This window comes from Fibrobacter sp. UWB3 (assembly GCF_002210405.1).
In the GTDB taxonomy this organism is placed as follows: domain Bacteria; phylum Fibrobacterota; class Fibrobacteria; order Fibrobacterales; family Fibrobacteraceae; genus Fibrobacter.
The window spans coordinates 117,292-141,850 of record NZ_MWQJ01000004.1; the positions used below are offsets into that span (position 1 = coordinate 117,292).

The 24,559-nt window shown below is 44.4% G+C and carries 18 protein-coding genes and 3 tRNA genes; 13 read left to right on the forward strand and 8 right to left on the reverse strand.

The window, feature by feature from the left end; all coding sequences use genetic code 11:
• Nucleotides 1–120 precede the first annotated feature (120 nt).
• On the forward strand, nucleotides 121–1,833 hold the full coding sequence (locus B7991_RS06245; protein ID WP_088630070.1) for a hypothetical protein: 1,713 nt from the start codon (nucleotides 121–123) through the stop codon (nucleotides 1,831–1,833).
• A gap of 214 nt (nucleotides 1,834–2,047) precedes the next feature.
• On the opposite strand, the gene B7991_RS14825 is transcribed toward B7991_RS06245, so the two are convergent.
• Nucleotides 2,048–2,212, reverse strand: a complete 165-nt coding sequence (locus B7991_RS14825) for a hypothetical protein (protein ID WP_176421767.1) — start codon at nucleotides 2,210–2,212, stop codon at nucleotides 2,048–2,050.
• A 224-nt stretch (nucleotides 2,213–2,436) separates the two neighbouring features.
• On the opposite strand from B7991_RS14825, the gene B7991_RS06250 reads away from it, so the two are divergent.
• From B7991_RS06250 to B7991_RS06270, 5 genes are all read left to right on the forward strand, one after another.
• On the forward strand, nucleotides 2,437–5,613 hold the full coding sequence (locus B7991_RS06250; RefSeq protein WP_088630071.1) for a type I restriction endonuclease subunit R: 3,177 nt from the start codon (nucleotides 2,437–2,439) through the stop codon (nucleotides 5,611–5,613).
• Entirely contained in the window at nucleotides 5,614–7,263 is a 1,650-nt protein-coding gene (locus B7991_RS06255; protein ID WP_088630072.1) for a class I SAM-dependent DNA methyltransferase, read from the forward strand. It begins immediately after the preceding gene.
• A 97-nt stretch (nucleotides 7,264–7,360) separates the two neighbouring features.
• A complete protein-coding gene (locus B7991_RS06260; protein WP_088630073.1) occupies nucleotides 7,361–8,635 on the forward strand; it encodes a restriction endonuclease subunit S in 1,275 nt (424 codons plus the stop codon).
• 30 nt (nucleotides 8,636–8,665) lie between these two features.
• Nucleotides 8,666–10,891, forward strand: a complete 2,226-nt coding sequence (locus B7991_RS06265) for an AAA family ATPase (RefSeq protein ID WP_088630074.1) — start codon at nucleotides 8,666–8,668, stop codon at nucleotides 10,889–10,891.
• On the forward strand, nucleotides 10,884–11,978 hold the full coding sequence (locus B7991_RS06270) for a hypothetical protein (protein ID WP_088630075.1): 1,095 nt from the start codon (nucleotides 10,884–10,886) through the stop codon (nucleotides 11,976–11,978). The genes B7991_RS06265 and B7991_RS06270 overlap by 8 nt, the downstream gene beginning before the upstream one ends.
• Before the next feature lie 14 nt (nucleotides 11,979–11,992).
• Here B7991_RS06270 and B7991_RS15105 read toward each other — a convergent pair whose 3' ends face one another.
• From B7991_RS15105 to B7991_RS06285, 3 genes are read right to left on the reverse strand one after another with little or no spacing between them, the layout of a single operon-like run.
• Nucleotides 11,993–13,435, reverse strand: a complete 1,443-nt coding sequence (locus B7991_RS15105; RefSeq protein WP_176421768.1) for an SEC-C metal-binding domain-containing protein — start codon at nucleotides 13,433–13,435, stop codon at nucleotides 11,993–11,995.
• Nucleotides 13,436–13,441: 6 nt separating this feature from the next.
• Nucleotides 13,442–15,670 carry a S8 family peptidase gene (locus B7991_RS06280; protein WP_088630077.1) on the reverse strand — a complete coding sequence of 743 codons (2,229 nt, stop codon included), beginning with the start codon at nucleotides 15,668–15,670 and terminating at the stop codon, nucleotides 13,442–13,444.
• Nucleotides 15,667–16,710: an ATP-binding protein gene (locus tag B7991_RS06285; protein WP_088630078.1), complete on the reverse strand. Its 1,044-nt coding sequence runs from the start codon at nucleotides 16,708–16,710 to the stop codon at nucleotides 15,667–15,669. Before B7991_RS06285 ends, B7991_RS06280 begins: the two co-directional genes overlap by 4 nt.
• Before the next feature lie 495 nt (nucleotides 16,711–17,205).
• Here B7991_RS06285 and B7991_RS06290 point away from each other — a divergent pair, with 495 nt between their 5' ends.
• Genes B7991_RS06290 through B7991_RS06305 form a run of 4 tightly spaced genes read left to right on the forward strand, consistent with a single transcriptional unit; the run spans nucleotide 17,206 to nucleotide 18,829 of the window.
• The gene (locus B7991_RS06290; protein ID WP_088630079.1) at nucleotides 17,206–17,616 is read left to right on the forward strand and encodes a hypothetical protein; all 411 of its coding nucleotides are present in this window, start codon (nucleotides 17,206–17,208) and stop codon (nucleotides 17,614–17,616) included.
• 8 nt (nucleotides 17,617–17,624) lie between these two features.
• Nucleotides 17,625–18,209 (forward strand): hypothetical protein, encoded by a 585-nt coding sequence (locus tag B7991_RS06295; protein ID WP_088630080.1) that lies wholly within the window; start codon nucleotides 17,625–17,627, stop codon nucleotides 18,207–18,209.
• A gap of 1 nt (nucleotide 18,210) precedes the next feature.
• The gene (locus B7991_RS06300) at nucleotides 18,211–18,615 is read left to right on the forward strand and encodes a hypothetical protein (RefSeq protein WP_088630081.1); all 405 of its coding nucleotides are present in this window, start codon (nucleotides 18,211–18,213) and stop codon (nucleotides 18,613–18,615) included.
• A gap of 1 nt (nucleotide 18,616) precedes the next feature.
• Nucleotides 18,617–18,829: a hypothetical protein gene (locus B7991_RS06305; protein ID WP_085491741.1), complete on the forward strand. Its 213-nt coding sequence runs from the start codon at nucleotides 18,617–18,619 to the stop codon at nucleotides 18,827–18,829.
• A gap of 129 nt (nucleotides 18,830–18,958) precedes the next feature.
• Here the strand turns inward: B7991_RS06305 and ahcY are convergent, their stop codons facing one another.
• From ahcY to B7991_RS06325, 4 genes are all read right to left on the reverse strand, one after another.
• On the reverse strand, nucleotides 18,959–20,419 hold the full coding sequence (gene ahcY, locus B7991_RS06310; RefSeq protein WP_088630082.1) for an adenosylhomocysteinase: 1,461 nt from the start codon (nucleotides 20,417–20,419) through the stop codon (nucleotides 18,959–18,961).
• Nucleotides 20,420–20,543: 124 nt separating this feature from the next.
• Nucleotides 20,544–22,169, reverse strand: coding sequence for a DUF4153 domain-containing protein (locus tag B7991_RS06315; RefSeq protein ID WP_176421769.1), 1,626 nt, complete (start codon nucleotides 22,167–22,169; stop codon nucleotides 20,544–20,546).
• A 43-nt stretch (nucleotides 22,170–22,212) separates the two neighbouring features.
• Entirely contained in the window at nucleotides 22,213–23,508 is a 1,296-nt protein-coding gene (locus B7991_RS06320) for a replication-associated recombination protein A (RefSeq protein WP_088630084.1), read from the reverse strand.
• Nucleotides 23,509–23,526: 18 nt separating this feature from the next.
• On the reverse strand, nucleotides 23,527–23,940 hold the full coding sequence (locus tag B7991_RS06325; protein ID WP_088630085.1) for a thioesterase family protein: 414 nt from the start codon (nucleotides 23,938–23,940) through the stop codon (nucleotides 23,527–23,529).
• 339 nt (nucleotides 23,941–24,279) lie between these two features.
• Here B7991_RS06325 and B7991_RS06330 point away from each other — a divergent pair.
• From B7991_RS06330 to B7991_RS06340, 3 genes are all read left to right on the forward strand, one after another.
• Nucleotides 24,280–24,352: transfer RNA gene (locus B7991_RS06330), tRNA-Thr, on the forward strand.
• Nucleotides 24,353–24,361: 9 nt separating this feature from the next.
• Nucleotides 24,362–24,444, forward strand: a tRNA-Tyr gene (locus tag B7991_RS06335).
• 42 nt (nucleotides 24,445–24,486) lie between these two features.
• Nucleotides 24,487–24,558, forward strand: a tRNA-Thr gene (locus B7991_RS06340).
• Nucleotide 24,559 lies beyond the last annotated feature (1 nt).

Here is a 24,559-nt window from a genome sequence, read left to right on the forward strand (position 1 = left end):
ATAGTTTTATGAAAAAATTTTTTCGTTGCAGAACGTAAAAAACATTTATCCAGATTCGAAGCTGATTTGTTGGTTTCGCAAAAATGAATGTGCTAGTTTGAAAGAAAAAAGGAGGACATCATGAAAAACAAATTCTATTTAATCGCAGTAGTCGCATGTGCATTGTTCTGCATGAACTGTGGCGAAGCTAACAAAACAGAAGAAACGGAAAAGACAAAAGTCGAAAAGTCCAAAGAAGACAAAGTCTCTCTCGCAAGTGAATCAGAAGTTGCCTTAACGACTATGATGACTATTGACGGTTCCAGATTGTCTGAATCTAGTCGCAAAGAAAAGGCGATGGTAAAGGCCAAGCGAGCGGCTCCTGCGGGCGGTGCGCTGAAGTTGATGGCTTCATCATCAAAAACCTCGACGTATCCGACGGATGCTAAATTCGCAAAGGATATAGATAAAGTTCTTAAAAAAGTAGAAGGTATACGCTCGACGGAAAAAACAACTCTCGGTGGCCGGCGCGGAAAAGTCGCCGCTGGGTTTAACGAAGGTGTTGCAGGCTCTGGCGGAATCGGTGATGCATTGGCCGGGCTGATGGCCGGGAGTGCTTCGCGAATTTCAGAATCAAGAAGTGCCGCCAAAAAATCAACGGTAAAAGCAAAGTCTGCACCGAGAGCAAGCCGTAAATTTGCCGAAGCCTCGACAAGTGAAGTTTATCTGATGTCGGATAGCGACGGAAGTAGTGAATGGAGTAGTGACGAACCTGCTCCTAGAAGAACCGGAAGACACTACGGCGAATCCAATGAACGCAGGTCGGGACTCCTCACCGCTGGCGAGTGGAACGATTTGGAACATTGGTATTTCTGGGACGATGTCATCAATGACGAAAACTTCAGCGACAAAACCGATTATTGGCAGTTCTTCCCGAAGAAACTTGTAGCCGTTAAAGTGGTTGACCAAAATGGCAGAGGCGCTGCAAATGTTTCCGTGATTCTCCTCAATGGCAGAAAAGTTGAATTTGTCACAAAGACAGATAATGCCGGGCGTGCCTATTGTTGGATTGGCCTGATGGACGGCGAGTTCGATGAAGTCAGAGCAAGGGATCTCATGTTGGTTGTCGATGGGGCGCTAATCAAGGAGCAAATCCAAATTACTTCTAGAGGCGATGAAAGACTCAACATGAACGTTGTTATGCACAAGAACGTGAAACGCCCCAAAGCCAGTGCCGATGTTGCATTTATCGTAGATGCGACAGGTTCAATGAAAGACGAGATTAAGTTCCTCAAATCGGATCTTAGCTATATCATTGACCACGCGAGCTCGGAAAGCAATATCCCGCTGCGTACGGCTGCCGTGTTCTACCGCGACAAGGGCGATGATTACCTCACTCGACATCATGACTTCTCCAAGAATGTTTCCGTGACTCGAGATTTCGTTGCTGAGCAGGATGCTGATGATGGCGGCGATTATCCTGAAGCAGTGCACTCTGCGCTTGAAACCGCGCTGAAAAAGCTTTCTTGGGATGAGTCAGCCCGTGCGCGCGTTGCGTTCCTGATTCTCGATGCTCCCGCGCACCATGAGGATGACGTTATCGAAAGTCTCCAGAAGTCCATCACGCTTTTTGCTTTAAACGGCATCAAATTGATTCCTGTGGCGGCAAGCGGTGTTGACAAGGATACTGAATTTATGCTGAGATTCTTTGACCTTGCAACAGGCGGCACGTACGTGTTCCTCACGGATGACAGCGGCATTGGCGAATCGCATATCAAGGCAACGGTGGGTGACCACAAAGTGGAACGACTCGCTAAACTGATGGTGAAACTGATTAAGAAATATGTAGAGTAAAATGCTCGCAAGATGCGGCGAGTGCTGCAATGCTAAGGATAATGCATCGAGATGCGTCGCGGAAAATGCCGCGAGATGCAGCGAGTGCTGCAACGCAAAGGACAATGCGGCGGCGAGAATGCTCGCGAGATTCGTGACGGGATTGCGCGCGGGATGCGCCGGCACTGGGTACAACATTTCATTCTCTGGCTTTGGAGGGAGCCGGAGAATTTTTTTACTGCTTTTTCACCAATATCTGGATATCAAGCAACTTTTCCCAATCGGCTTTGGTTCGCTTTTCTCGGGGGATGTTCCAAAAGTTTTTCCAAATTTCGTTGTTGAGGGAATCGATTTCGGCGGCTTCAGCATCGGTGACGGTGCCATTGGCGGTATTGTACATTATTTTCTCCTTTCTGCGTACATGCTTTTTCAAACGCAGATGTTTTATCAAAGACTATTTAAAACTATACTTTTGTGCAGTATTTGTCAAGGGGTGCGTCTGTGTTTTTTAAAATTGCTTAAAAGTGGGCGTTTTTTCGTTGAATGTCGTTTTATTGACACTGTAAAAACTTATATTCTTGTTTGGTAAGTATATACATACAAGTTTTGTTGATGGGATGATATATGCCTAATCTTTTTACGGAAGCGACGCGCGTTCAACTGACTGCGATTCAGCATTTGGCTCGCATTGGCTATACGTATTTGGGAAAAATTTCAGAGTCTGGCGCAACGCCGGCGATTCCCTACGACCCAGAGACGAACATCCTTGTGGACATTTTTGCGGAACAGTTCAAGAAGCTGAATCCGGCTGCAACTGTTTCTGCGCAGAGCGTTCTTTCGGATATTCAAAAGGAACTGGATGACGATGATTTGGGTCAGCAGTTCTACAAGCGACTTACTAGCTATTCTCCGCTTCGCTTGATTGATTTTGAACATCCGGAAAATAACACTTATCATTGTACGGCGGAATTCACTTGCAAGAATGGCGATGAAAGTTTTCGCCCCGATATTACGTTGTTCATCAATGGGCTTCCGCTCGTGTTTATCGAGGTCAAGAAGCCGAACAACGTAGGCGGCATGGTGGCCGAAAGCAAGCGGATGAATGACGAACGCTTCCCGAAGAAAAAGTTCCGCCGTTTTATCAACATCACGCAGTTGATGATTTTCTCCAACAACATGGAGTACGATGCCAAGGGCGGTGTTGTCCCGATTGAAGGCGTATTCTATTGCACAGCTGCGAAAAACGAAGCGCGTTTCAACTGCTTCAGGGAAGAGAACCCTAAGCGTGCGGCCATTGCGCCGTTCCACGCCAATTATCCTTATTTGCCGATTCCTGCGGATCTCGAAAAGAGAGTGCTGATGGATTTCAATGTTCCGGTCTTGAAAGAGAATCCGGAATACAAGACGAATCTCGATATCAACACGCCCACGAACCGCGTGCTTACTTCTATGGTGAGCCCGGAGCGTTTGCTCTTTTTGCTCAAGTACGGCATCGCTTACTTGCATGTCGAAAAAGAGAAGGATGGCCAAATCGAGAGCCGCCACGAAAAGCACATCATGCGTTACCAGCAATTTTTTGCGGCCATGATTATCCGTGAAAAACTGGCAGCGGGTGCGACATCCGGCATTGTGTGGCATACGCAGGGTTCGGGCAAGACGGCGCTTTCTTTCCACTTGAGCAAAGTCCTCAAGGACTATTACGCCAAGCAGAACAAGGTTGCCAAATTCTACTTTATTGTGGACCGCCTGGATTTGCTGGAGCAGGCAACCGAAGAATTGAGCAACCGCGGCCTCAAGGTGACAACGGCAAATTCCCGCACGGAACTCATGGAACAGTTCCGCACGCAGCAGGCCTTGCAGGGCAACGCCGGTGTCGATGAAATTACCGTGGTGAACATCCAGAAGTTTGAAAATGACACCGAGAAAGTGGAAATCCCGAATTACGCCACGAATTTGCAACGCGTGTTCATTATGGACGAAGCGCATCGCGGCTACAAACCGGGCGGATGTTTCCTTTCGAACCTCTTCAATGCCGACAAGAACGCCATCAAGATTGCACTTACCGGCACGCCGCTCATCGGGAGCGAAAAGGCGAGCTGCAAGGTCTTTGGCGATTACTTCCACACGTATTATTATGACCGTTCCATTCAAGACGGCTATACGCTAAAGATTATCCGCGAAGATATCGAAACCAGTTACCGCAAAAAACTGAACGATGCTTACGAAAGCGTGCAGAAACTGGTGGAGAAGGGTTCTGTCTCGAAGGACATGATTATTCGGCACCCCACATACGTTAAGGCGTTGCTCCGCTACATCATCAACGATTTGGCGAAGTTCCGTGCCATGCAGGGCGACAACGACCTTGGCGGCATGATTATTGCTGAATCTTCGGAGCAGGCACGAAACTTGTACAAGTTCTTCAATGAGATTCAGGACGAACTCAATGAAAACCGCATCCAGAAAATCAACTTGAAAGCGGGCCTGATTCTCTTCGATAGCGACGACAAGGAAACCCGCAAGCAGATTATCAACGATTTCAAGAAGAACTACACGATTGATATTCTGATTGTTTACAACATGTTGCTGACGGGCTTTGATGCACCGCGCCTCAAGCGATTGTATTTCGGTCGCAAAATCGAAGATCATAATTTGTTGCAGGCAATTACGCGCGTGAATCGCCCGTACAAGAACATGAAACGCGGATTCTTGATCGACTTTGCCGACATCAAGAAGAATTTCGACGAGACCAATGCCGCGTATTTGCAGGAACTGAACCGCTACAACGATGCAGATGCTGACCCAGACGATAACTTGCCCGACATGTACAACCAAGTCATGGAAGATAAGGACGCCCTTATCAACCACATGAAGGTGGCTCGCCAGGCTTTGTTCAGTTACACCACCGACAATGCGGAAGTTTTCTCTACCGAAATTTCTAGCCTTGAAGACAAGAAGGTTTTGATTGAACTGCGCAAGGCTTTGGAACTCGCGAAAGATGCGATGAACCTTGTGCGCACCTTCGGTGACGATGCCCTTAAAAAGGACTTTGAAAAGCTGAACATCGAAAAGTTGCCGCTCATGCTTTCGGAAGTGAATCACCGCATTGCGATGATTAACCAGAAAGAGGCATGGACCAATAGCGAAGCGACTCAGTTTGCCGTGAACGAAGCCATGATGAACATCGAGTTCAACTTTAGCTGCATCGGCACTGAAGAACTGAAAATCATCGACAATGGCACGGAACTGCGTGAAAAATACAAGCGCGCACTCCGCGGGTTCCTGGATAACTTCGATCACGAAGACCCCGTATTTGTTGAATTGGAACAGGAATTCAAGCGCATCTTTGATAAGCATGGCTTTACTCCGGAAAATCTTGCCGTTTATAACGAGCAGAACCAGGCGATGAACGATATTCTGAAACGCCTTGAAGAACTCCGCAAATCAAACGAAGCCCTTTTGCGCAAGTACAACGGCGACACGAAATTTGTCTACGTCCACAAGCGCATCCGCGAAGAGAACAAGGCCCGCGAACCCAAGCACCAGGCTCCGATCATCTCGAAGTTCGACGAAGAAATCGTGCAGGCTCTCTTGACTATCAAGGGAACGATTGACGCGAAGGTTTTCGACCGCAACGACATCCTCAAGCAGGATGCCTACTTCGGCAAGACTGTGATGAAAGAAATCGCAGACGGACTCGCGCACTTCCCGCAAATCAAGCCCGAAATGCCTGATTACCTGTTTATCCAGCAGCGCATCGCCAAGCAGTACATTAACCAGTATAACGCCTACTACGGAAATTAAATGAACATCAAAGACAAGACCATTGCCCTTATCGACTCTCTCAAGGCCACTTGCCAAACGTACGGCATGGGCAATGACGGCAACGAATACAAGATTATTACCCAGGTGTTTCTGTACAAGTTTATGGCCGACAAGTTCGGCTACGAACTCAAGAAAATCAATGACCCTTGTTTGAAGGCTCTCAAGAAGTCCGAAAAGTGGGAAGAGGAATATGCGAAACTCTCCAAGGCCGACCGCGAAAAGGTGAGCCTCTTCTTGCCGCCCGAAGTCCCGGTGTTCAAGCCCGACTACCTGATTGCAAACCTCTGGAACAAGCAGGCCAAGGGCGATTTCGACGTGATTTTTGACGAGACCATGGTCGCCATCGCAAAGGACAACCTGGACGTATTCTACACCAAGACCGCGCAAGAAACGAAAATCCCCATCTTCGAAAAGCTCACCATCTTCGTGACCGACGACGCCCAGCGTGCAAACTTCGCCCGCGCCCTTGTCGATAAGCTCGTGAACTTCAGCTTTGAAGACGCCTTCGCCGAACACTACGACTTTTTCTCGGACATCTTTGAATATCTGCTCAAGGACTACAACACCGCAGGCGGCGGCAAGTACGCCGAATATTACACCCCCAAGGCCATCGCAAAAATCATGGCCCGCCTCTTGGTGGGCGACAACGCCGACCTGCACAACGTAGAATGCTACGACCCCAGCGCAGGCACCGGCACCTTGCTCATGGCGCTCAGCCACCAGATTGGCGAAGACCGCTGCACCATCTTTGCACAAGACATCTCGCAGCGCAGTAACAAGATGCTCAAATTGAACTTGCTGTTGAACGGACTCGTTTCGAGCCTTGATCACGCCGTGCAGGGCGACACCCTCCTGGAACCCTACCACAAGAGCGACGATGGCAAGAGCCTCAAGCAGTTCGATTATGTTGTGAGCAATCCGCCGTTCAAGATGGATTTCTGCGACACCCGCGACGACATCGAAAAGAAATGGAATGCCCGTTTTTGGGCAGGCGTGCCGAAAGTCCCGAACAAGAAAAAGGAGAGCATGGCCATCTACACCTGCTTTATCCAGCACGTGGTGAACAGCATCAAGGCAGGCGGCAAGGGCGCCATCGTTATCCCCACCGGGTTCATCACCGCGAAATCCGGCATCGAGCACAAAATCCTCGAACGCATCGTTGACGAACACATCGTCTATGGCGTGGTCAGCATGCCGAGCAACGTATTCGCGAACACTGGCACCAACGTGAGCGTGCTCTTCTTCGACAAGACCCGCAAAAAGACTGACAACGACAAAGTCACACTCGTTGACGCAAGCAAACTCGGCAAGGAATACAAGGACGCGAATGGCCTCAAGAAAGTCCGCCTCGAAGACGACGAAATCGAGAAAATCGTGACCACCTTCCGCAAGGCCAAAGCCGTCGAAGACTTCAGCGTGGTCGTGACCTACAGCGAAGTCAAGGAAAAAGGCTACAGCCTGAGCGCCGGCCAGTATTTCGACATCAAGATAGACTACGTAGATATCACCGCCGACGAATTCAACGCCCAGATGAAAGCCGACACCGAAGAACTCGCCGCCATGTTCGCCGAAAGCCACAAACTGGAAAAGGAAATACAGAAACAGTTGAGCAATCTGAAATTCAATTAAGGCTGCGTCATCCTGGAGCGTAGCGATAGGATCCACAGATCATGTGTCATCCTGAGCGAAACGAAGTTGAGTCGAAGAATCTAGGTGAGAATTGATTATGGAATTAACAAAAGTAAAATTGAGTGATGTCGCCCGAGTAGAAATTAGCGGCGTTGATAAAAAAAGCAAACTTGGACAGAAAAGTGTTCGGCTTTGCAATTTTGTTGATGTTTACCACAATTGGGCAATTACACAAGATCTGCATGATTCGTTTATGGAAGCTACTGCGAGTGATAAGGAAATAGAAGCTCTTTCCATAAAAAAAGGTCAGGTGGCGTTCACGAAGGATAGCGAAACTCGTGATGATATTGGCATTCCGACTTATATAGCGGATGATTTTGATGATGTTGTTCTTGGATATCATAATGCTTTAATTACACCTGATGAACGGAAATTAAATGGCAAGTATTTGAATGCTTTTATGCATTCGTCTTATATTCAAAAGTATTTTGAAAACAATGCAAGCGGAAGCGGTCAACGATACACTCTTTCCAATGACACTGTAAATTCAATTCCAATTTTATTGCCGTCAATCAAAGAACAGGAAAAAATCGGAAACTTTTTTTCTTTTATTGATAGAAAAATCGCCCTGAACAAAAAGATGAACCAGAAACTCGAAGCAATGGCAAAACGCCTATACGACTACTGGTTTGTTCAATTTGACTTCCCCGACAAAAACGGCCACCCCTACAAAAGCACCGGCGGCCCCATGACCTACAACCCCACCCTCAAAAGGGAAATACCAGAGGGATGGGAAGTAAAGCAAATTTGCGATATTGCCAAAATATTCAATGGTTCAACGCCTTCAACGACTGAAGAAGGAAATTACGGCGGTGAAATTGTTTGGATAACGCCCAAAGATTTGTCTGATCAAAATTGTAAATTCGTTTATCAAGGTGCAAGGAACATAACCCAAGCCGGCTATGATTCTTGCAGCACGACAATGGTTCCAAAGGGAACGGTTGTAATGTCAAGCAGAGCTCCGATAGGGCTTCTGTCTATCGCTCAATGTGATTTGTGTACAAATCAGGGATTCAAAAATATGGTTCCTAACGATATGACATATTCTAAATACCTTTATTACACAATTCAACAACATATTCCGCAAATCCAAAATCTGGGAACCGGAACCACATTTAAAGAAGTTTCAAAAGATGAATTGGGACGATTTGCAATTCTTTATCCGCCGAAAAAGTTGATTACCACCTTTGAAGAAAAGATGGCGCCCATCTTTGATGTTCAATTTAACAAGGTGAAAGAAATCTCTCGCCTCACTGCTCTCCGCGACAAACTCCTCCCGCTCCTAATGAACGGCCAAGTAGTGGTAGGGTGAAAATAGATTTTTTTTTAATAAAAGGAAAATATGAGTTTTAGTATAAATTGCCTTGAAATAGCAGTTCCTAGAAAAGTTTGGGAAAAACATGGGGCGCTATATAAGAATCTAATAACAAAGTTTGATTATGAAGAGTTTGATAAACATCACTCATTAGAGAATTTTGGAAAGAAATTTTTCTTTAATGATTTTTTTCGTCACAATCAATATGACTCATTAGAAGAAACCTCTATTAGTCAACGACTTGATGCAGATAATTTTTTTGGCGAGAGAATTAGTATTCAGGCAATTGTAGGAAAAAACGGAAGTGGTAAAAGTTCTTTGTTAGACCTGATGTATGCTGCTATAAATAATTTTTCTTTTATGTTTGAAAGAGGGAAGAATAGACCGGGAGCCGATGAATTATTTTTTATTCCATATTTATATGTGAATCTTTATTTTTCAATTAACGACAATAAATTTGTATTAGAGATAAAAGGAGACTTTGTTTTTTTTAAATCATTATCTGGTGGGAAAAACTACTATTTTAACTTATATGAATATGGTGATAATGTAGAAAGCTTTGATGATGAACGCCTAAAAGATTTGGTTAAAAATTTTTTCTATACAATTGTTTCTAATTATTCTATGCAATCTTTTATTGCTTCGAATTATATAAACGATGTATATTATTATGATGCTTCTATACGGGGTGTTACCAAAAGAACGGTTGAAAAATCTTGGATTAATAGCTTATTCCATAAAAATGATAGTTATATTCGGCCAATCGTTTTAAATCCTTTTAGAGGCAATGGGATATTGAATTTGCATAATGAGATTGAACTTTCTAAAGATCGTTTGACGGCTTTGATGATTTGGTTTAAACAGCAACGTCGTTTGGGAAAAATAGATGAAAAAAATCCTTTTTCTCCGTATGAGTACAATTCTTTTAAATTTTCATATAAGAAAAATTTTGTAAGAGAAAAAATATTACATTCATTAAAAAAAGAGGATAAAGATTTTTATAGTAGAAAAATTAAAACAGATGAAGATGCTATAGAAAAAGTAATCTATTTGTGCGATGGGAAAAAATCTTTTTGTGAAAAAATACAAGATGCATTCTATGTCAAAATAAATGATAGTTATATGTCTAAATTGGGACTTTTGTATGTTGTAATTAAAATTATAAATGTAATTAATAAATATCCAGCGTATTTGAAATATATTAATTCTCTTTCAGTTCGTATTGATTCTTTAAAAGAGAAATGTTTAGTTTTTAATGTGACGAATGAAAAGGATTTTGATGAGCTTTTATATACTTTGAAACTAGATACATCTCATATCACAAAAAAGATTCGTAGAGCGATGCATTTTTTAAGAATTGCAGACACCTCTTATGATAATGCTCATGATTTTTCGGGTGAAAATTATTTCCAACAGCTATTCGATTGGTTCACGGGTCCATATTATGATATTTTGACAGGAAACGTTGATGTTGAGGTAGATGATCAGGGAACTTATTTTCCTCATATAGAAGATAAATATTTAGAATATCTCTCTCCGTTTGATGTGAGTAAGGAGAAAAAAGATGACTTTGTAAAGTTTTTGTATCCATCAAAAATAGACGAATGCTTGCCACCATCTTTTTTTTCGTATGAGCTATATTTGAACAAAAATAATGACAATGAAATTGCTTCTGATAGCTTTATTCCTTACAAAGGATTGAGCTCGGGAGAAATTCAGATGCTTCAAACTTTGTCTATTCATGCGTATCATCTTGAAAATATTTTTTCAATCGTCGAATCAGAAACAGAAAATGACAAAAATCATCCTAGGTATAATCAGGTAAACTTAGTTTTTGATGAAGTTGAAATTTGTTTCCATCCAGAATATCAAAGGCAATTCATAAATAGACTCTTGGAACTTCTTCATGTTTTGAGATATGACAAATATTTTATAAATGTTTTAATTATAACACATTCTCCGTTTTTGTTGTCAGATATACCACTAAATAAAATTATGTTTTTAGAAGATGGATGTCAAAAAGAAAAAAAACTTAAAACTTTTGCTGGTAATATTGGTGAGATGGTTTTTGATTCTTTTTTTATGAAATCACCTATAGGCGAATTTGCAGAAGAAAAATTGAAAATGGTGATTAAATGTTTGCATGATGGAACGAAGACTCTTGGTGATGATGATGTAAAAGTTATTGTTGAAAATATGGGTGATGTTGTCTTGAAAAGTTTGATTAAGGAATCTAATATTTCTTATGATTAAAATTGATTATTCTTTGTTGGACGGAAAAGATACGCATCAGTTAACAGCAAAAGATAAGCATCTTAGCTGGTTTCTTGAACAAGTACAAAAGAAATGTAAATGGAATCGTAAAATAACAAGAAAAGACTATTTGATTCAAATGTTAAAGTTGGACAAAACTAAAGATTTTGTTGAGCAAATAAAGCCGTATTTATTTTTTGATGAAAAAGAAATAAAAAAGGTGGGAAACTGTAGAACTTTATTAGAAAATCTAATTGCGAAACATGATGCGGAATTAAGGGGCATTAAACGAGCAAACAAGCATGTTCCTAAAGAAGGTATGATAAAAAAGAGGACCACTCATCTATTAGAAGCCTTTGGATATGAAGATTTTGATGGGAAACATGTAAAAGATAATAAATGGGATGCATATAAATTATGCGAAATACTGAAAATAGATGTATGCCCATACTGCAATAGACTGTATATCTTTACTGTCCGAAATGAAAAAAATCATTGTTTAACAAGGCCCGAAATAGACCATTTTTATCCAAAAGATATTTATCCCTATTTATCTTGTAATCTATATAATTTTATTCCGTCTTGCCATACATGTAACAACAGTAAATCTGATAAAGACGAGGCGAAGTCTATGGTGTATCCCTATGATGAAGACTTTGGGGATAATGGAGTTTTCCGTGCAAAAATAAATGGAACAAATATTGATGTGAATGAATTCTTTGAGGGTAAATTGGATGAAAATAAAATAAAGTTAGCAATTGTTTCGAATAATGATAAGGTGGATAAATCAAAAAAAGTATTGCATCTAGAAGAAATCTACAATATGCATAGACTTGATTTGTTGGATTTTTTAAATCGTTACAAAAATTACAGCGATCCTGAACGAAAATTTTTTGCCAAATTATTTGAGTCTGCGATAAATGCGAAAAAAATAGATGAATCGCAAATGAATTATTTCTTTGATGTCATTTCAAAACAATTAGAAAAGCAAATTTTGGGGATGCATGATGTTCCTGATGGAAAACAGTACCCGCTGAAAAAAATGAAAGAAGACCTAAAGAAACAACTTGATGGAAATTTAAAATGACGTAAATTTTATGATTAATTTGCCCCGCAACATTTCTTATATTTTTTCCCAGAACCACAGGGGCATGGATCATTTCGTCCTAATTTTTTAGGAACAAAAGGAAATTCATATGAAGAAAAACGTTGTAGCTTACGTTTTTTATAATCTTCATTTTTTTTATACTCATTGACATATTCTTTAGCGAGATTCCACATTTCTGGGTCAACATTTTGTAAATTGACAGGAATGTAAATTAAATCTTCGCAGCCTTGCTTATCGCAGGGAGGGTTTGTTGCCAAACCGATAACTGGTTTATTGTCTTGATGTGTATATCGTTCTATTAAACAAATTCGCATTAATGCATCTATTCGTCTTTCTTGATAATCTTCGAAGGACTCATCTTTTTTTAATGATGGAGATGTAAAGACGAAATGAATTTTTTGAAAACTCTCGGAAGGGATTCTTCTTGTGTAATCGTATCTTTTTTGGAGCCAATAATCAACAATGGCTTGTGACATGCATCTTCTGCTAAGTCGGCATTCTCCAGCTAGGGCTCGCAATGCTAATTCAGAGTTGTTCAGTCCTTCGGGAGAACTATCTACTAATGATTTGTTGCGTATGCAGTGGGAAAATTTGTTTATTATTGTATCAATTATATTGTATTGATTATCTAATTTTTTTCCTTGCACGTAGCCGTAGTCATCATATAGAGATAGCCACTCGTTAGAGGGAACATTAACTTGATTTTTTTGGATTGTATATAGATGCTCTTGTTTTTTTTCGTTGAAATTTTTAAAGAAGTTCGCAAGAAGGTCTAGTTCGGAGTCTGCCCTAATTTGAATCCCTTTGTTTATAATTTTTTCCTTGTATTCTAGATATTTTGTAAAATCATCTATTGTATCCAATTTATCTAGTATCGCTTCAAAAGAAAATTCATCAAATATGTGAACGTATTTTCCCTCTTCTCCCATTTTACCCAGCCAAAATGGCTTGGATGTTGGCGGATTTATACTTGTATCAAAACCAATGAAAGGAATTCCTGAACGATATCTTGAACAAATATCGGCATTTGAGTGACAAACGGCAATTCGGATAATTTTTGTTTTTTCTGTGATTTTAAACGATACTGGCTCGCTGCATGCCTTATCTTTGAAAACTCTTTCTGGGTATTTTTTTAACCAGCGTTCTGCTCCCATAAGTTGTTTTATTGAGCCTATAATGCTTCTGTTGACCCATCGTTGCCATATAATTGAAATATCTTTTGCTTCTGGAAACTTGCAGTCTTTATCCGAAAAAAGAATTATGTAGTCTCCAAAGATTACAAGTAGATCGACAATTTCTTTTCCGTCGGAAACGATGCTTCCTCTTTTATCTTGATCACGAAAAACATTTGGATGTGTCCATAAAGGCAAAAAGGATTTTTTTGCCAGTGCTATAAGTTTTCGTTCGGAGTCATTGAAGCCTTCTTTTTCTTCCATGAGCATTTACTCCCACACGATGTCTTCTTCGGCCTTATTGCGGACTTCAACAAGATTTTCAACATTTACGGGATTTACAAGCCAACCGCGCATTAAGCAGCGTTGCCTGAATTCGTCAAGTCGGTTTTGCCCATAAATCTCTTTTAGAGTAACTACTATGCCGAAATGCAAGCCGATGCCATCTTGTGGATTTAGCCTGTTTTTGGTTTTTAGGCTGATACCCCATAGGCCGTCATCGCTGTAGGCATCGTGAGGTCGGAGTGTGCCAAAGCCTTTTTCAGCAACGTACTTAACATTGTCCCATTTGCGGTAGTCTGCACGAACGCTTTCTTCGGAAAGATCCTTGAATATGGCCGGCTTTTCTGTATCCTGAGCATTACCATTGATGGATTTGATGCTTTTTTCCTTCATTCTTCCGAATTGCATGCTAATCTCGGTGTTAGTGTAATCAACACCTTGGTTTCTATCACATTTGGGGAAATAGCACAATGTCGCTCTCGCAGCAAAAGGGTGCATTGCATCGGGAGTAACTGGAACAGGAATGTTGTAATTGTACGTGTCAAATTTTTCGGAAACTCCCATTAAGATGAAGCGAATCTCGTCATCTTTGCTTTGAACAATGTCATTAATTTTAATCGGTATAATTCCGAAGCCAATTTCTTCGGAGGGGATCTCCTTTTTCATCCAACCTGCAGCAGAGTCTATCAATAAAGCCTTAGCGACTTCTCTTTTTAATCCAAGTATATGGATGAGATAAGCTAATTTACGAGAAATCCACGGAGCGGCAAATGATGTCCCGTAAACGCCATTTTCGCCTTCTGGTCCATAGGCAATAAGTCTCTGCTTGTAATCTCCACCGTAGTAGCTGAAATCCGGCTTATTAAAGAAAGATAGTACAGGGCCACACCTTGTATAAGACGAAGGCTTTTTGTCAAGGTTGACGGAATTAACAACTATGGAATTGATGGAGTCTGCAGGAGCTCCAATTCGTTTCGGCCCATTTTTATCTGAAGGCCGTTTATTCGTTCCCGCAATGACAAATGTCACGTCATAATCCGATTGAATTTTATCAAGCACGGCGGCTTCTGGAGAAATGTAATCCTCCAATACTTCTTGAACTGTACCTAGTGACAGATTCCATACTTTTATTTGTCTATTCTCGCTAACAATATCGCGAATGGTTTTCAAAATGGTAAATGTACTTCCCTTATTTTCGCCCATTACGCCAAAATGTTTGACCCGAAAATGACCGCACCCGTCATCTAAGTTGGGGTTGAGAGAAGGCCCATCAACAATGATGGAAGAAACTTGTGTCCCATGCTCAAAATCCTTTTGCGATACGGGAATGTCTAGCGAAAATCTATTTTCAAATTCAACCCAATCGGAAAAATACACTTTTGTGTCAAATAGAGTGTCTATAACTCCAATAACAGGCTCGTTTTGGGGTGGCTCTATAGTTCTCTTTTTTTTGCCTTCGGAGATGAAATCATTCTTGGTAAATTTTGCCAAGTCTGATACAGCCATCGCTATAAGGTATGGTGCATTGTTGTTAATCTTTTGAATATCGCTAGGACTTAGAAGCAGCGTTGTTCCATCAAGAATGCGGTCTTCCGTTATATTGATTTTTATTTTTTTGAGAAGCTCGATGGTATCCTCTTTGGTTTGATAAAGAGAGATAATGGTTCTATCTTTTACATCAACGGGAGTTCTTCTGATCGCGAATTTCTCAACATAGTAACAATCTACAATGCTAGAAACGAAAGTAGATCTTGCAATACCTTCAAAATTAATCTTTTGTTCGTTTATTTCATCAATATGTTGTTTGAGAATTTCGCCATCGTATTGTTCGGAGACTATCTCTTCGCATTTTTTTAGTGTTTCGATAGCTTTGTCAATAGCGTTTCTAGCAAAACAATAGGTAATGATATGTTTTTTAGGACTAGTTGGGGTAAATCGAGCGCCAACAATGCGTTCGCTACATTTTTGTTCAAAGAGTGTTTGAACTCGATTGCTTTTAGCTATAATTCTGTCGTAATGAACATTGATTAAGATGTTTTGAATAAGTGTGTGGTCTTCCCAAAATGTCTTGACATCTTTCAATTGGAAAACCAAATCGTGAATATGTGTTGCAGATACTCCGTGCTCGGCGGCTTTGCTAGGAAGTTGCCTAATAGGAGAACCTTGCGGGCGGGATTTTTGTTCAAATCGCCCTTTTAAAAGGAGAACATCATTCATTTTTTATCTCCTTGTAAAGCTCTGGCTACTTGGCTCTTTGAAACGCCAGAAAGTATTTCGATTTCGCGGACGGTGAAACCTTGCTCTTGCAGTTGTTGCAGGTCGCTCGGAATGTGGCCGATGAATTTTTCGTACAAGCGTCTAAGGTAATCGCACTCAACGCTTGCATCGCTGAATGCGACGGCTGTCTTGATGATGTTCTTGAGTTCACCTGGATTGGGGAGGCTTCCGTTCTTGCTGATAATCTTGAAGAAAAGCCTCGTGTTTCGTCCGGCAATCTTGAATTTGGTCAAGAAACTATTTAGAATAGACTCCGCGATTTCCTGCAGGTCTTCTTGCGTGTATCTGTTGAAATCGACAATGGAATCGAAACGGCGGGAGAGAGCCTTGTCAAAATGCTTGAAAAGGTTTGTCGTGGCGATGATGGTGATTTGTTCGTTGAGGTTGTCAAAGCCCTTGAGAATGGCCGACGTGGCGCGGCCCATTTCGCGAAGGTCGTGAGAGTTGGTTCTGTCGAGGGCGATGGCGTCTATCTCGTCGAATAGGACGAGAATTTTTTCGGGGTGCGCAAAATGGTTCAGTTCGTCGAACAGTGCGGCAATGTTCTTTTGCGTCTGGCCGAGTTTGCTGTCGATGATGGTGTCGAAATCGACGCAGAACAGGTCGCGCTCCAGAATGCGGGCGATTTGCCGTACGGATTCGGTCTTGCCTGTTCCGGGTGCGCCCTGGAACAGGAACTTATTGATTCCCATGTTCCGCTGGATGGCGTTGATGATTCCGATAATGTCCTTCTCAATGGGCGTAGGGAGCGGCAGCGAATCGTGCGAAGGGGCGACCTTGCGGAAAAAAGTCATCTGGTCTTCGTGCATTTGCGGCACAAAGGCGTTCGCGCTGGACATAAGGGCCATGATGTATTCCGAAAGCTGAAAATCGCCACTAGCGTCAAAATCCCGAGCAATTTCGTATGCCTCCTCGCGGAAAGCGGGATCGTTTTTCTCGGCGTAATAGCGAATCAGATTGATGACATTCTTCTTTTTCATGGACTTGACCTACCTTGTTCCGTAATATAAATAATTACGGGACAAAATACAAGCGTTTTGGGACAGGATGTTTAAATTTGATTTGAGCTGTTCGGAAATTCCGAACAGCTGCGGAAGATTTGAAAAAAAATTTGCAGTTAACAACTGCACAATTTAGCTTATAGTAGATTTTTCAACTATTTCCATTTTGGAAACAGTTCTGCTACCGAGGAAAACTCGGCAACTGCAAAGTTGGTTCCAAAAATGAGCTTTGATTTCAATTTGTCATCTTTTGACATTTGATTGAAATTATATTTGTCAGTGAACGATTTACTCCGCTTTTTTTTTGCTTGTAGGCGGAAAGGATGTATATGCTTGTTGAATTATTTGCCTTGAGGTGGGCGCTTCGTCAATTTCTCTGGACAATGCGGTTTTGGAGGCTTTTATCCCCTTTGGGGTTGTCTTTTTGTTGTCAAAAATTTATATTTTTACACATAATGTGTAAATAGGGGGCGTATGGAAGCGCAAAACGATGAAATCGTTGCCTTTTCTTCGCCTCCGAAGGACCCTGTTGAAATATGGCTACAGTTACTGAGTTACTGCAAAAAGAAGCGTGCCTTAATACAATTGTATGCCAAGGCCCCTACGGAAGAAGTAAGTTACCGGTTAAATATCATCAATCCCCGCGAGGATATTTGCCGATGGCTGTTGCAAATAAAGGATGTTCCTGAATGTCTAGGAGTAAAACCTTTGCGCAGGCCTGAGGTCGGCGTAATCGGCACTCCGGTGTATGCTTATAGTATTCCTTACGATGATCAACATTACTATTTGGCTTTATGCGAAAAGGTGAATCAAAAGGCGGAAAAGATTATCACGATAATGTTTATCAAGTCCTTGAAATTAGATAACCGTTTCCCTATGTTATAGAGGTTTTTATGATTACAAAATGTCCTGTGTGCGATTCAGAAAATATTGAAATCAAGAAGGATTTTCGGACCCTGATTGTTCCGCTAGCGGAACCTGTGCAACAAGAAATTTCCATATGTCATTGCAAGGATTGCATGTCGGATATATTGCTGGATTCCGAATCGAAAAAGGTTGTGCAGAGTAGAATCCTAGAACGGGCAAAGGAGAGCGTCCCAACCTTGTTGAAAAAAGTGAACGAGTGTGGCTATTCCGACAGTCGTTTGGAGCGTGCTTTGGGATTGGCTCCGCATACGATTAATCGCTGGAAACAGGGGACTCAAGTATCTGCTGCGGCAATTGCTTTATCTAGGTTTGTTTCGATATTGCCCGAGTTAACTCTTGTGGCTGAGGCAGGTTTTGACGAATCATACGCGCGAGCTGCAATTCTTAAAAAGACCGTGGACAAAATAAAGGCGGTGGATTCATCGGTAAGGTCATTTTATTTGAATACTGACGTTTTTAAAGCGGCCGGGATCATGGCGATTAATAATGCTGCAAGCAACGAAAAAGCTGAGTTGTCTTCCTTTGCTCAACCTGCTTTGATGGAGGTTTAGAATGCAAGTAAAGTCTTTTGTATTGTGCGAACAGATTCGCCAGGAAAACACGGGCAAGTTCATGCTTGTTGGCGTGTTTGGTACGGATGTTATTGAAAATAACATTCCGCAGGAAAATCGATGGAATAACCCGCTGTTTTTCGGAGTCTATTTTGCGCTAAAGGTGGATCGCGCTATTGATGCGGGTTTTTATACTGTCAAGGTTGAAGTCGATAATGGCGTGGTTCACACTCCTGAATTGACTCTTGAAATAAAGAAGGACGGAGCGTCAAATTTGCAGATTCCGATGAGTATTGCTTTGATGTTGAATGGTCCGTCCGAAATTCGGCTGAACATTTATAGGAAAGATTCCTTGGAGCTCGTAGCAGAACTTGGAAAATTTTCTATTGTTAATGCGGAAAAGTAATATGCCCGATTCTCTAACCAATAAACAATCCCCGGCCGATAAAGCCGCTTCCTCGGAGCAAGCCTCTGCCGCTTCGTCCCAGACTCCTTCTTCTGCGCGCATCAAGCGTATGCGCGGTTGGTTGGGCGTGAAAAGCACTTCGTCGTTGGGTGGCTATGATGATGGCGGTGGTGGTGTCGTCTATGGTGATGGGCATTCCGGCTGGAATCGTTAATAAAAATAGGGCTCCTTATGGAGCCCCGTTTTGTATAAAGTGCCGCACATCTTGAGTCACGTTTGACGCGCATCTCGTTAACGCGCGGCGCTTCTCGCTTTTGCGTCTCGCGGCACTTGCCGTCCGCGATTAGTAGCGGTAGTGATCAGCCTTGTACGGGCCTTCGACCGGCACGCCGATGTAGTCGGCCTGAGCCTGCGTGAGACGGGTGAGGTGAACACCGAGTTTTTCGAGGTGGAGACGTGCGACCTTTTCGTCGAGGATCTTCGGGAGCGTGTACACAACGCCGCTTTCGTACTTGATGCCGGCGACAGTCTGCTTGCCCTGAGCGTTGAGCCAGAGGTCAATCTGTGCGATGGTCTGGTTCGTGAAGCTTGCGCTCATCACGAAGCTCGGGTGACCGGTAGCGCAGCCGAGGTTGAGGAGGCGGCCTTCGGCGAGTACGAGGATGCTGTGACCGTCGGGGAAAATCCATTCGTCGTACTGCGGCTTGATTTCGTTACGCTTGATGCCCGGAATCTTCTTGAGGCCAGCCATGTCGATTTCGTTGTCGAAGTGGCCGATGTTACCGACGATGGCGCGGTTCTTCATCTTTTCCATCTGGGCGGCGGAGATAATGCCGGTGTTGCCGGTGGTGGTCACGAAGATGTCTGCGTAGCTGACGACTTCGTCGAGGGTCTTGACTTCGTAGCCTTCCATGGCGGCCTGGAGTGCGCAAATCGGGTCGATTTCGGTGATGATCACGCGAGCGCCCTGGCCGCGGAGGGACTGGGCGCAGCCCTTACCCACGTCGCCGTAGCCGCAGACGACTGCGACTTTGCCAGCCATCATCACGTCGGTGGCGCGGTTGATGCCGTCGATGAGGGAGTGGCGGCAGCCGTAGAGGTTGTCGAACTTGGACTTGGTCACGGAATCGTTCACGTTGATGGCCGGGAACTTGAGGCGCTTAGCCTGTGCCATCTGGTACAAACGATGCACGCCGGTAGTGGTTTCTTCGGAAACGCCCTTCAATGCTTCGCGGGCGCGGGTCCACTGTTTCGGATCCTTTTCGAAAATCTTGCGGCAGGTGGCGAGGAACACGCCCCATTCTTCGCTGTCGGTTTCCGGGTTGAATTCAGGCACCTTGCCGGCATCTTCGAATTCGGCGCCGCAGGTCACGAGCATGGTGGCGTCGCCACCGTCATCGACGATGAGGTCTGCGGTCTTGCCGTCCGGCCATACGAGGGCGCGGGCGGTGTTTTCCCAGTATTCTTCCAAGGATTCACCCTTCCAGGCGAACACAGGCACGCCCTGCGGATTGCTGACGCTGCCGTTCTTGCCAACAACGACTGCTGCTGCGGCGTTGTCCTGCGTGCTGAAGATGTTGCAGGAAACCCAGCGCACGTCTGCACCGAGGTCCACGAGCGTTTCAATCAAAATAGCGGTCTGCACCGTCATGTGGAGGCTACCCATGATGCGCGCACCCGCGAGCGGCTTCTTGCCTGCATATTCCTTGCGGAGAGCCATAAGGCCCGGCATTTCGGTTTCGGCGAGGTCGAGTTCCTTGCGGCCTTCGATCGCAAGGTTGATATCCTTAATTTTGTATTCCATAATGTTTCCTTTTGGCGTGGTTTTGCGTCCGCGCAATTTTATCAATCTTATTTATGCGTAAATATAGTTATATGCATAGATTTAGTCAAGCTAAATCGGTCGCGCAATGACCCTAACGGCCAATTTACTCTGTAAACAACAGTCCCTTGATGCGGAGCGAGCGCCCTGTTTTGGACCATTGGCCCGTATGCAGTTCTTTGATCCCGATGGCGGCGTGGTCCGAGGCGATGGATTCGAGCGAATCGTTCAGCTCTTGCTTTGTCGTGTAGAAACTGTAAACCCTGCTTTTTATTTTTGCGGAATCCGCGGCGTTGGGGGTCGCGGCACTTGAATCCGTGGCACTTTCGGTTTTTGTAGAGTCGGCATTTCCGTCATCTTCCGAGAGCGTAATCCGGAAGGTAATCGTGTCGCCCTTGTATTCAAATTCGCTTTTGTCAAAATAATGGTCCAAGATGGCGACTTCCTTGGCGCCTTTAGGAATGATGAACGAAATGATGTCGGAATTTGATATGTCCGCTTCGAAGGAGTCGAATTTTGCGGTTGTGTCTTCTTCGATCGGCGTTGTCTTGGTGTTGCTTTGTTGGGTGGGGGCGTTTTCGATTTCGGTTGTCCCTACGAGATCGGCAATGTTGTGTGCGTTTAACGGGCTGATGGTAGTGATGAAGAACAGTGCGCAGAAAACGATGGCGATGTACCTTGATTTGCGCTGGATTTTTTCTTTCAGCAGGATGGCAATGATGATATAGAAGTAGATGTTGATCGTGATGACCCAGATGATTTCTGGCGAGAGGCTTTCTTGGATGAATATGTGCATGACGTCGATGGACATCAGGACGACGAGCGGGATGCATGCGGCGGGGAAGATTTTCAGGAGCTTCTTTTCTGTGGTTTGCTCGGTCGAGAGCCGCATCGGATGCATGGCAATAATGAGCGCTATCAAGTAAATGATAAATCCCGAGACGAATGCAGATACGGTTCCTTCGTCGGGCATGTCCCACAAGACAATGAACTTGATAATATAGGCGTAAAAGAGGAGGATGCCGATGGCGAGCACCGGAATGAACAGGAACCGAATGGTGCTTGATGCGAACTTATTGAGGGCGGGCGGTTCTTCAACGCATTCGTCAATGGACGGAATGCCCGAAAAATAAAGAATGGGGGCGACAACGCTGGCACAGAAATAGAAAATGTAAAGGTAGATGGTTTCGCCGGGGTCGGAATCGAACAGTTCAGCAAAGCCAAAGACGAACCCTTCAATGGCGCCGAGCAAAATTGCCGAGACGAGAATGGCAATAATGGCTGATTTGATGTTCTTTTGCAAAAAGTTCCAGAAGCCGTTTTCGTTAGGCTGCTTCCAGAACGGTCCGAGAAAAACTGCAAAGGTGGCGATTAGGTAAACGAGGGTGACGGTACATCCAAAGTAAAAGGGATCGTCGTCAAGTGGCAAGCCTGCAACAAGTGCAATGGATAGCAAGAACCATGCGCCACTCGCGATAGCTTGTGGGCGCGCGTTTGCGCTTTTTCGGGATTCCTGGATGAGCGATGTCGCAAGGGCCGTGAGCATGGCCGCGATGGGGTAGATGGCGAGCCATACAAATAGTCGCGTGAAATGGTCGTTGCCGAATTGTGCAAATTCAGTATCGGTGACCAGCGCGATAAACGTGAATAACGCCATCGCCGATGCAAGCGGAAATCGCTTGAATGCTGTCGAGATTTGACTCGGGTATTTCTTGATTGTCGCTAAGTCCATTTTCCCTCCTCTTGTCATGCCCGCCACTGAGCGGGCATCTCCCTTACTTTCCTTCTCGCTCGTTGCGTTCCTTTTTAAGTTGCTTCAACTGCGCGAGTTTTTCACCGAGCGCCTTTTCGCGTCCATACGGCTTGGGTTCGTAAATCGTCGTGCCGACAAGTTGCGTGGGCAAGTGCTCCTGTGCAGAATATCCGCCCGGGCTGTCGTGGTCGTACTCGTAGCCGTTCCCGTAGCCGAGCTGTTTCCCGACGCGGGTCACGGAATTGCGGTAGGCGCGTGGCACGGGGAGCGTACCGGTCTGCTTCACGATGGAATCGGCCTTCATTCCCGCAAGTTCAACGCTGTTGCTCTTGGGTGCAAGCGCCAAGTAAATGGCGAGCTCGTCGAGTGCGATCAAGCCTTCCGGGATGCCCATAAAATCGTATGCTTCGCGAGCGCTTGTCGCAAGCAAAAGTGCGTTCGGGTCTGCAAGGCCTACATCTTCCATGCTCATGCGCATCAGACGGCGCAAAATGAATCGCGGGTCTTCGCCGCCCTGTAACATTCTGTGGAGCCAGTAAAGAGCAGCATCCGGGTCGGAACCGCGCACGGACTTGTGCAATGCCGAAATCAGGTTGTAATGCTCTTCTCCGCTTTTGTCGTAGCGCAGGGGCTTCTTGTACTGGAATTCTTCGAGAAGCTTCTCGTCAATTTTCTTATTGTCGCCGAGGTTCTTGCCAATCCATTCAAGCTGGTTTAGCAAGAATCTTGCATCGCCTTCGGACTGTGCAATGAGCTTATCTACAACGGCGTCTTCGACTTCAACATCCTTGAGCTGTAAACCGCGTGGGTGGTCGCGCAATGCGCTGAAAATCAAAGTGCGTAAATCTTCTTTGCTTAATGGCGCAAAAAGGATCAGCTGGCAACGGCTGAGCAAAGCCCCGTTCACCTCGAAACCCGGGTTTTCCGTTGTGGCGCCAATGAGCGTCACTGTGCCGTCTTCCACGGCGCCAAGCAATGCATCTTGCTGGCCTTTGTTAAAGCGGTGGATTTCGTCGATGAAGAGTATCGTGTCCATGAACGCGTGCTTCATCTGGCGAGCGTCTGCGAGAACTTCCTTGACTTCCTTCACGCCGCTTGCAACTGCCGAGAGCGCGACAAAACGCTTCTTGGTATGCTGCTTGATGACGTGGGCAAGGCTCGTCTTTCCGCAACCCGGAGGTCCCCAGAAAATCATGCTGGGGATAGAGTCGTTTTCAAGACTCTTGCGCAACAGGCTCTGCTGTCCAAGAATCTTGTTCTGTCCGAGAAACTCGTCCAGGTTTTGCGGGCGTAGGCGTTCTGCTAAAGGGGCGTCCATGGTTATACTATATAAAAATTAATCGCTAAAGATCTTGTCTTCGACTTTCTTGATGCATTCGGGCTTTTCGCGTGTCGGGACTCCGCCCTTCGTGAATACGTGTACGGAATAACCGGTTGTGCAGAGTTCGCCGTTCAAGGTCACCTGGTAGAGGAATTTGTACTTGCAGCGTCCATCGTGTACGAGCTTTGTTTCAACATCGACAAAGTCGCCAAAACGGCACGGGCGCTTGTATTGCACGTTGAGTTCGAGAACCGGGCTTGCGAACCCTTCGCGTTCCACTTCGTCGTAGGGGGCGCCTACAGCGCGGAAAAAGTCCACGCGGGCCTGTTCAAACCAAATGGGGTAGGTGGCGTGGTGTACGACGCCCATGGCGTCTGTTTCTGCATAGCGGACTTGAATGCGGGTCTTGAAAGAAAAATTGTTTTCCATGTGTAATTATATAGGGGGTGGATTAAGTTCGAACAACAAATTAGAAAAGCTAAAAGGGTTTGCTTATTGTACTCTGTCATGCCTGCCGCCGAGCAGGCATCTCCTTGTGTTAGTGTAATTTACGAGACAAATATAGAAAAATTTCCAAAAATTAGTGCTCATTTTTTCACTTAAAAATCTATCAACACTCAACTAACACTCTTTACGCTAGTTTGTTTACGTGTATTTTGAAAAATTTCATTTTTTTTCAAGAAAAAACGCAATTCTTGTTGACAAGACCAGGTAAATCTTATTAAATTTGCCACGCTTTAGTTCCTCAAGTGAACTGAGGCGAGAAGCGCCAAAGTAGCTCAGCTGGTAGAGCAGCTGATTTGTAATCAGCCGGTCGTAGGTTCGATTCCTATCTTTGGCTTTACATAATGGGTCGTTGCCCGAGTGGTTAAAGGGGACGGACTGTAAATCCGTTGGCTTACGCCTACCGTGGTTCGAAACCACGACGGCCCACGACAATCAGCCCTACGGTGTCTAAGGCATCGTAGGGCTTATGCCCAGGTAGCTCAGTGGTAGAGCACTTCCTTGGTAAGGAAGAGGTCTCGGGTCCGACTCCCGATCTGGGCTC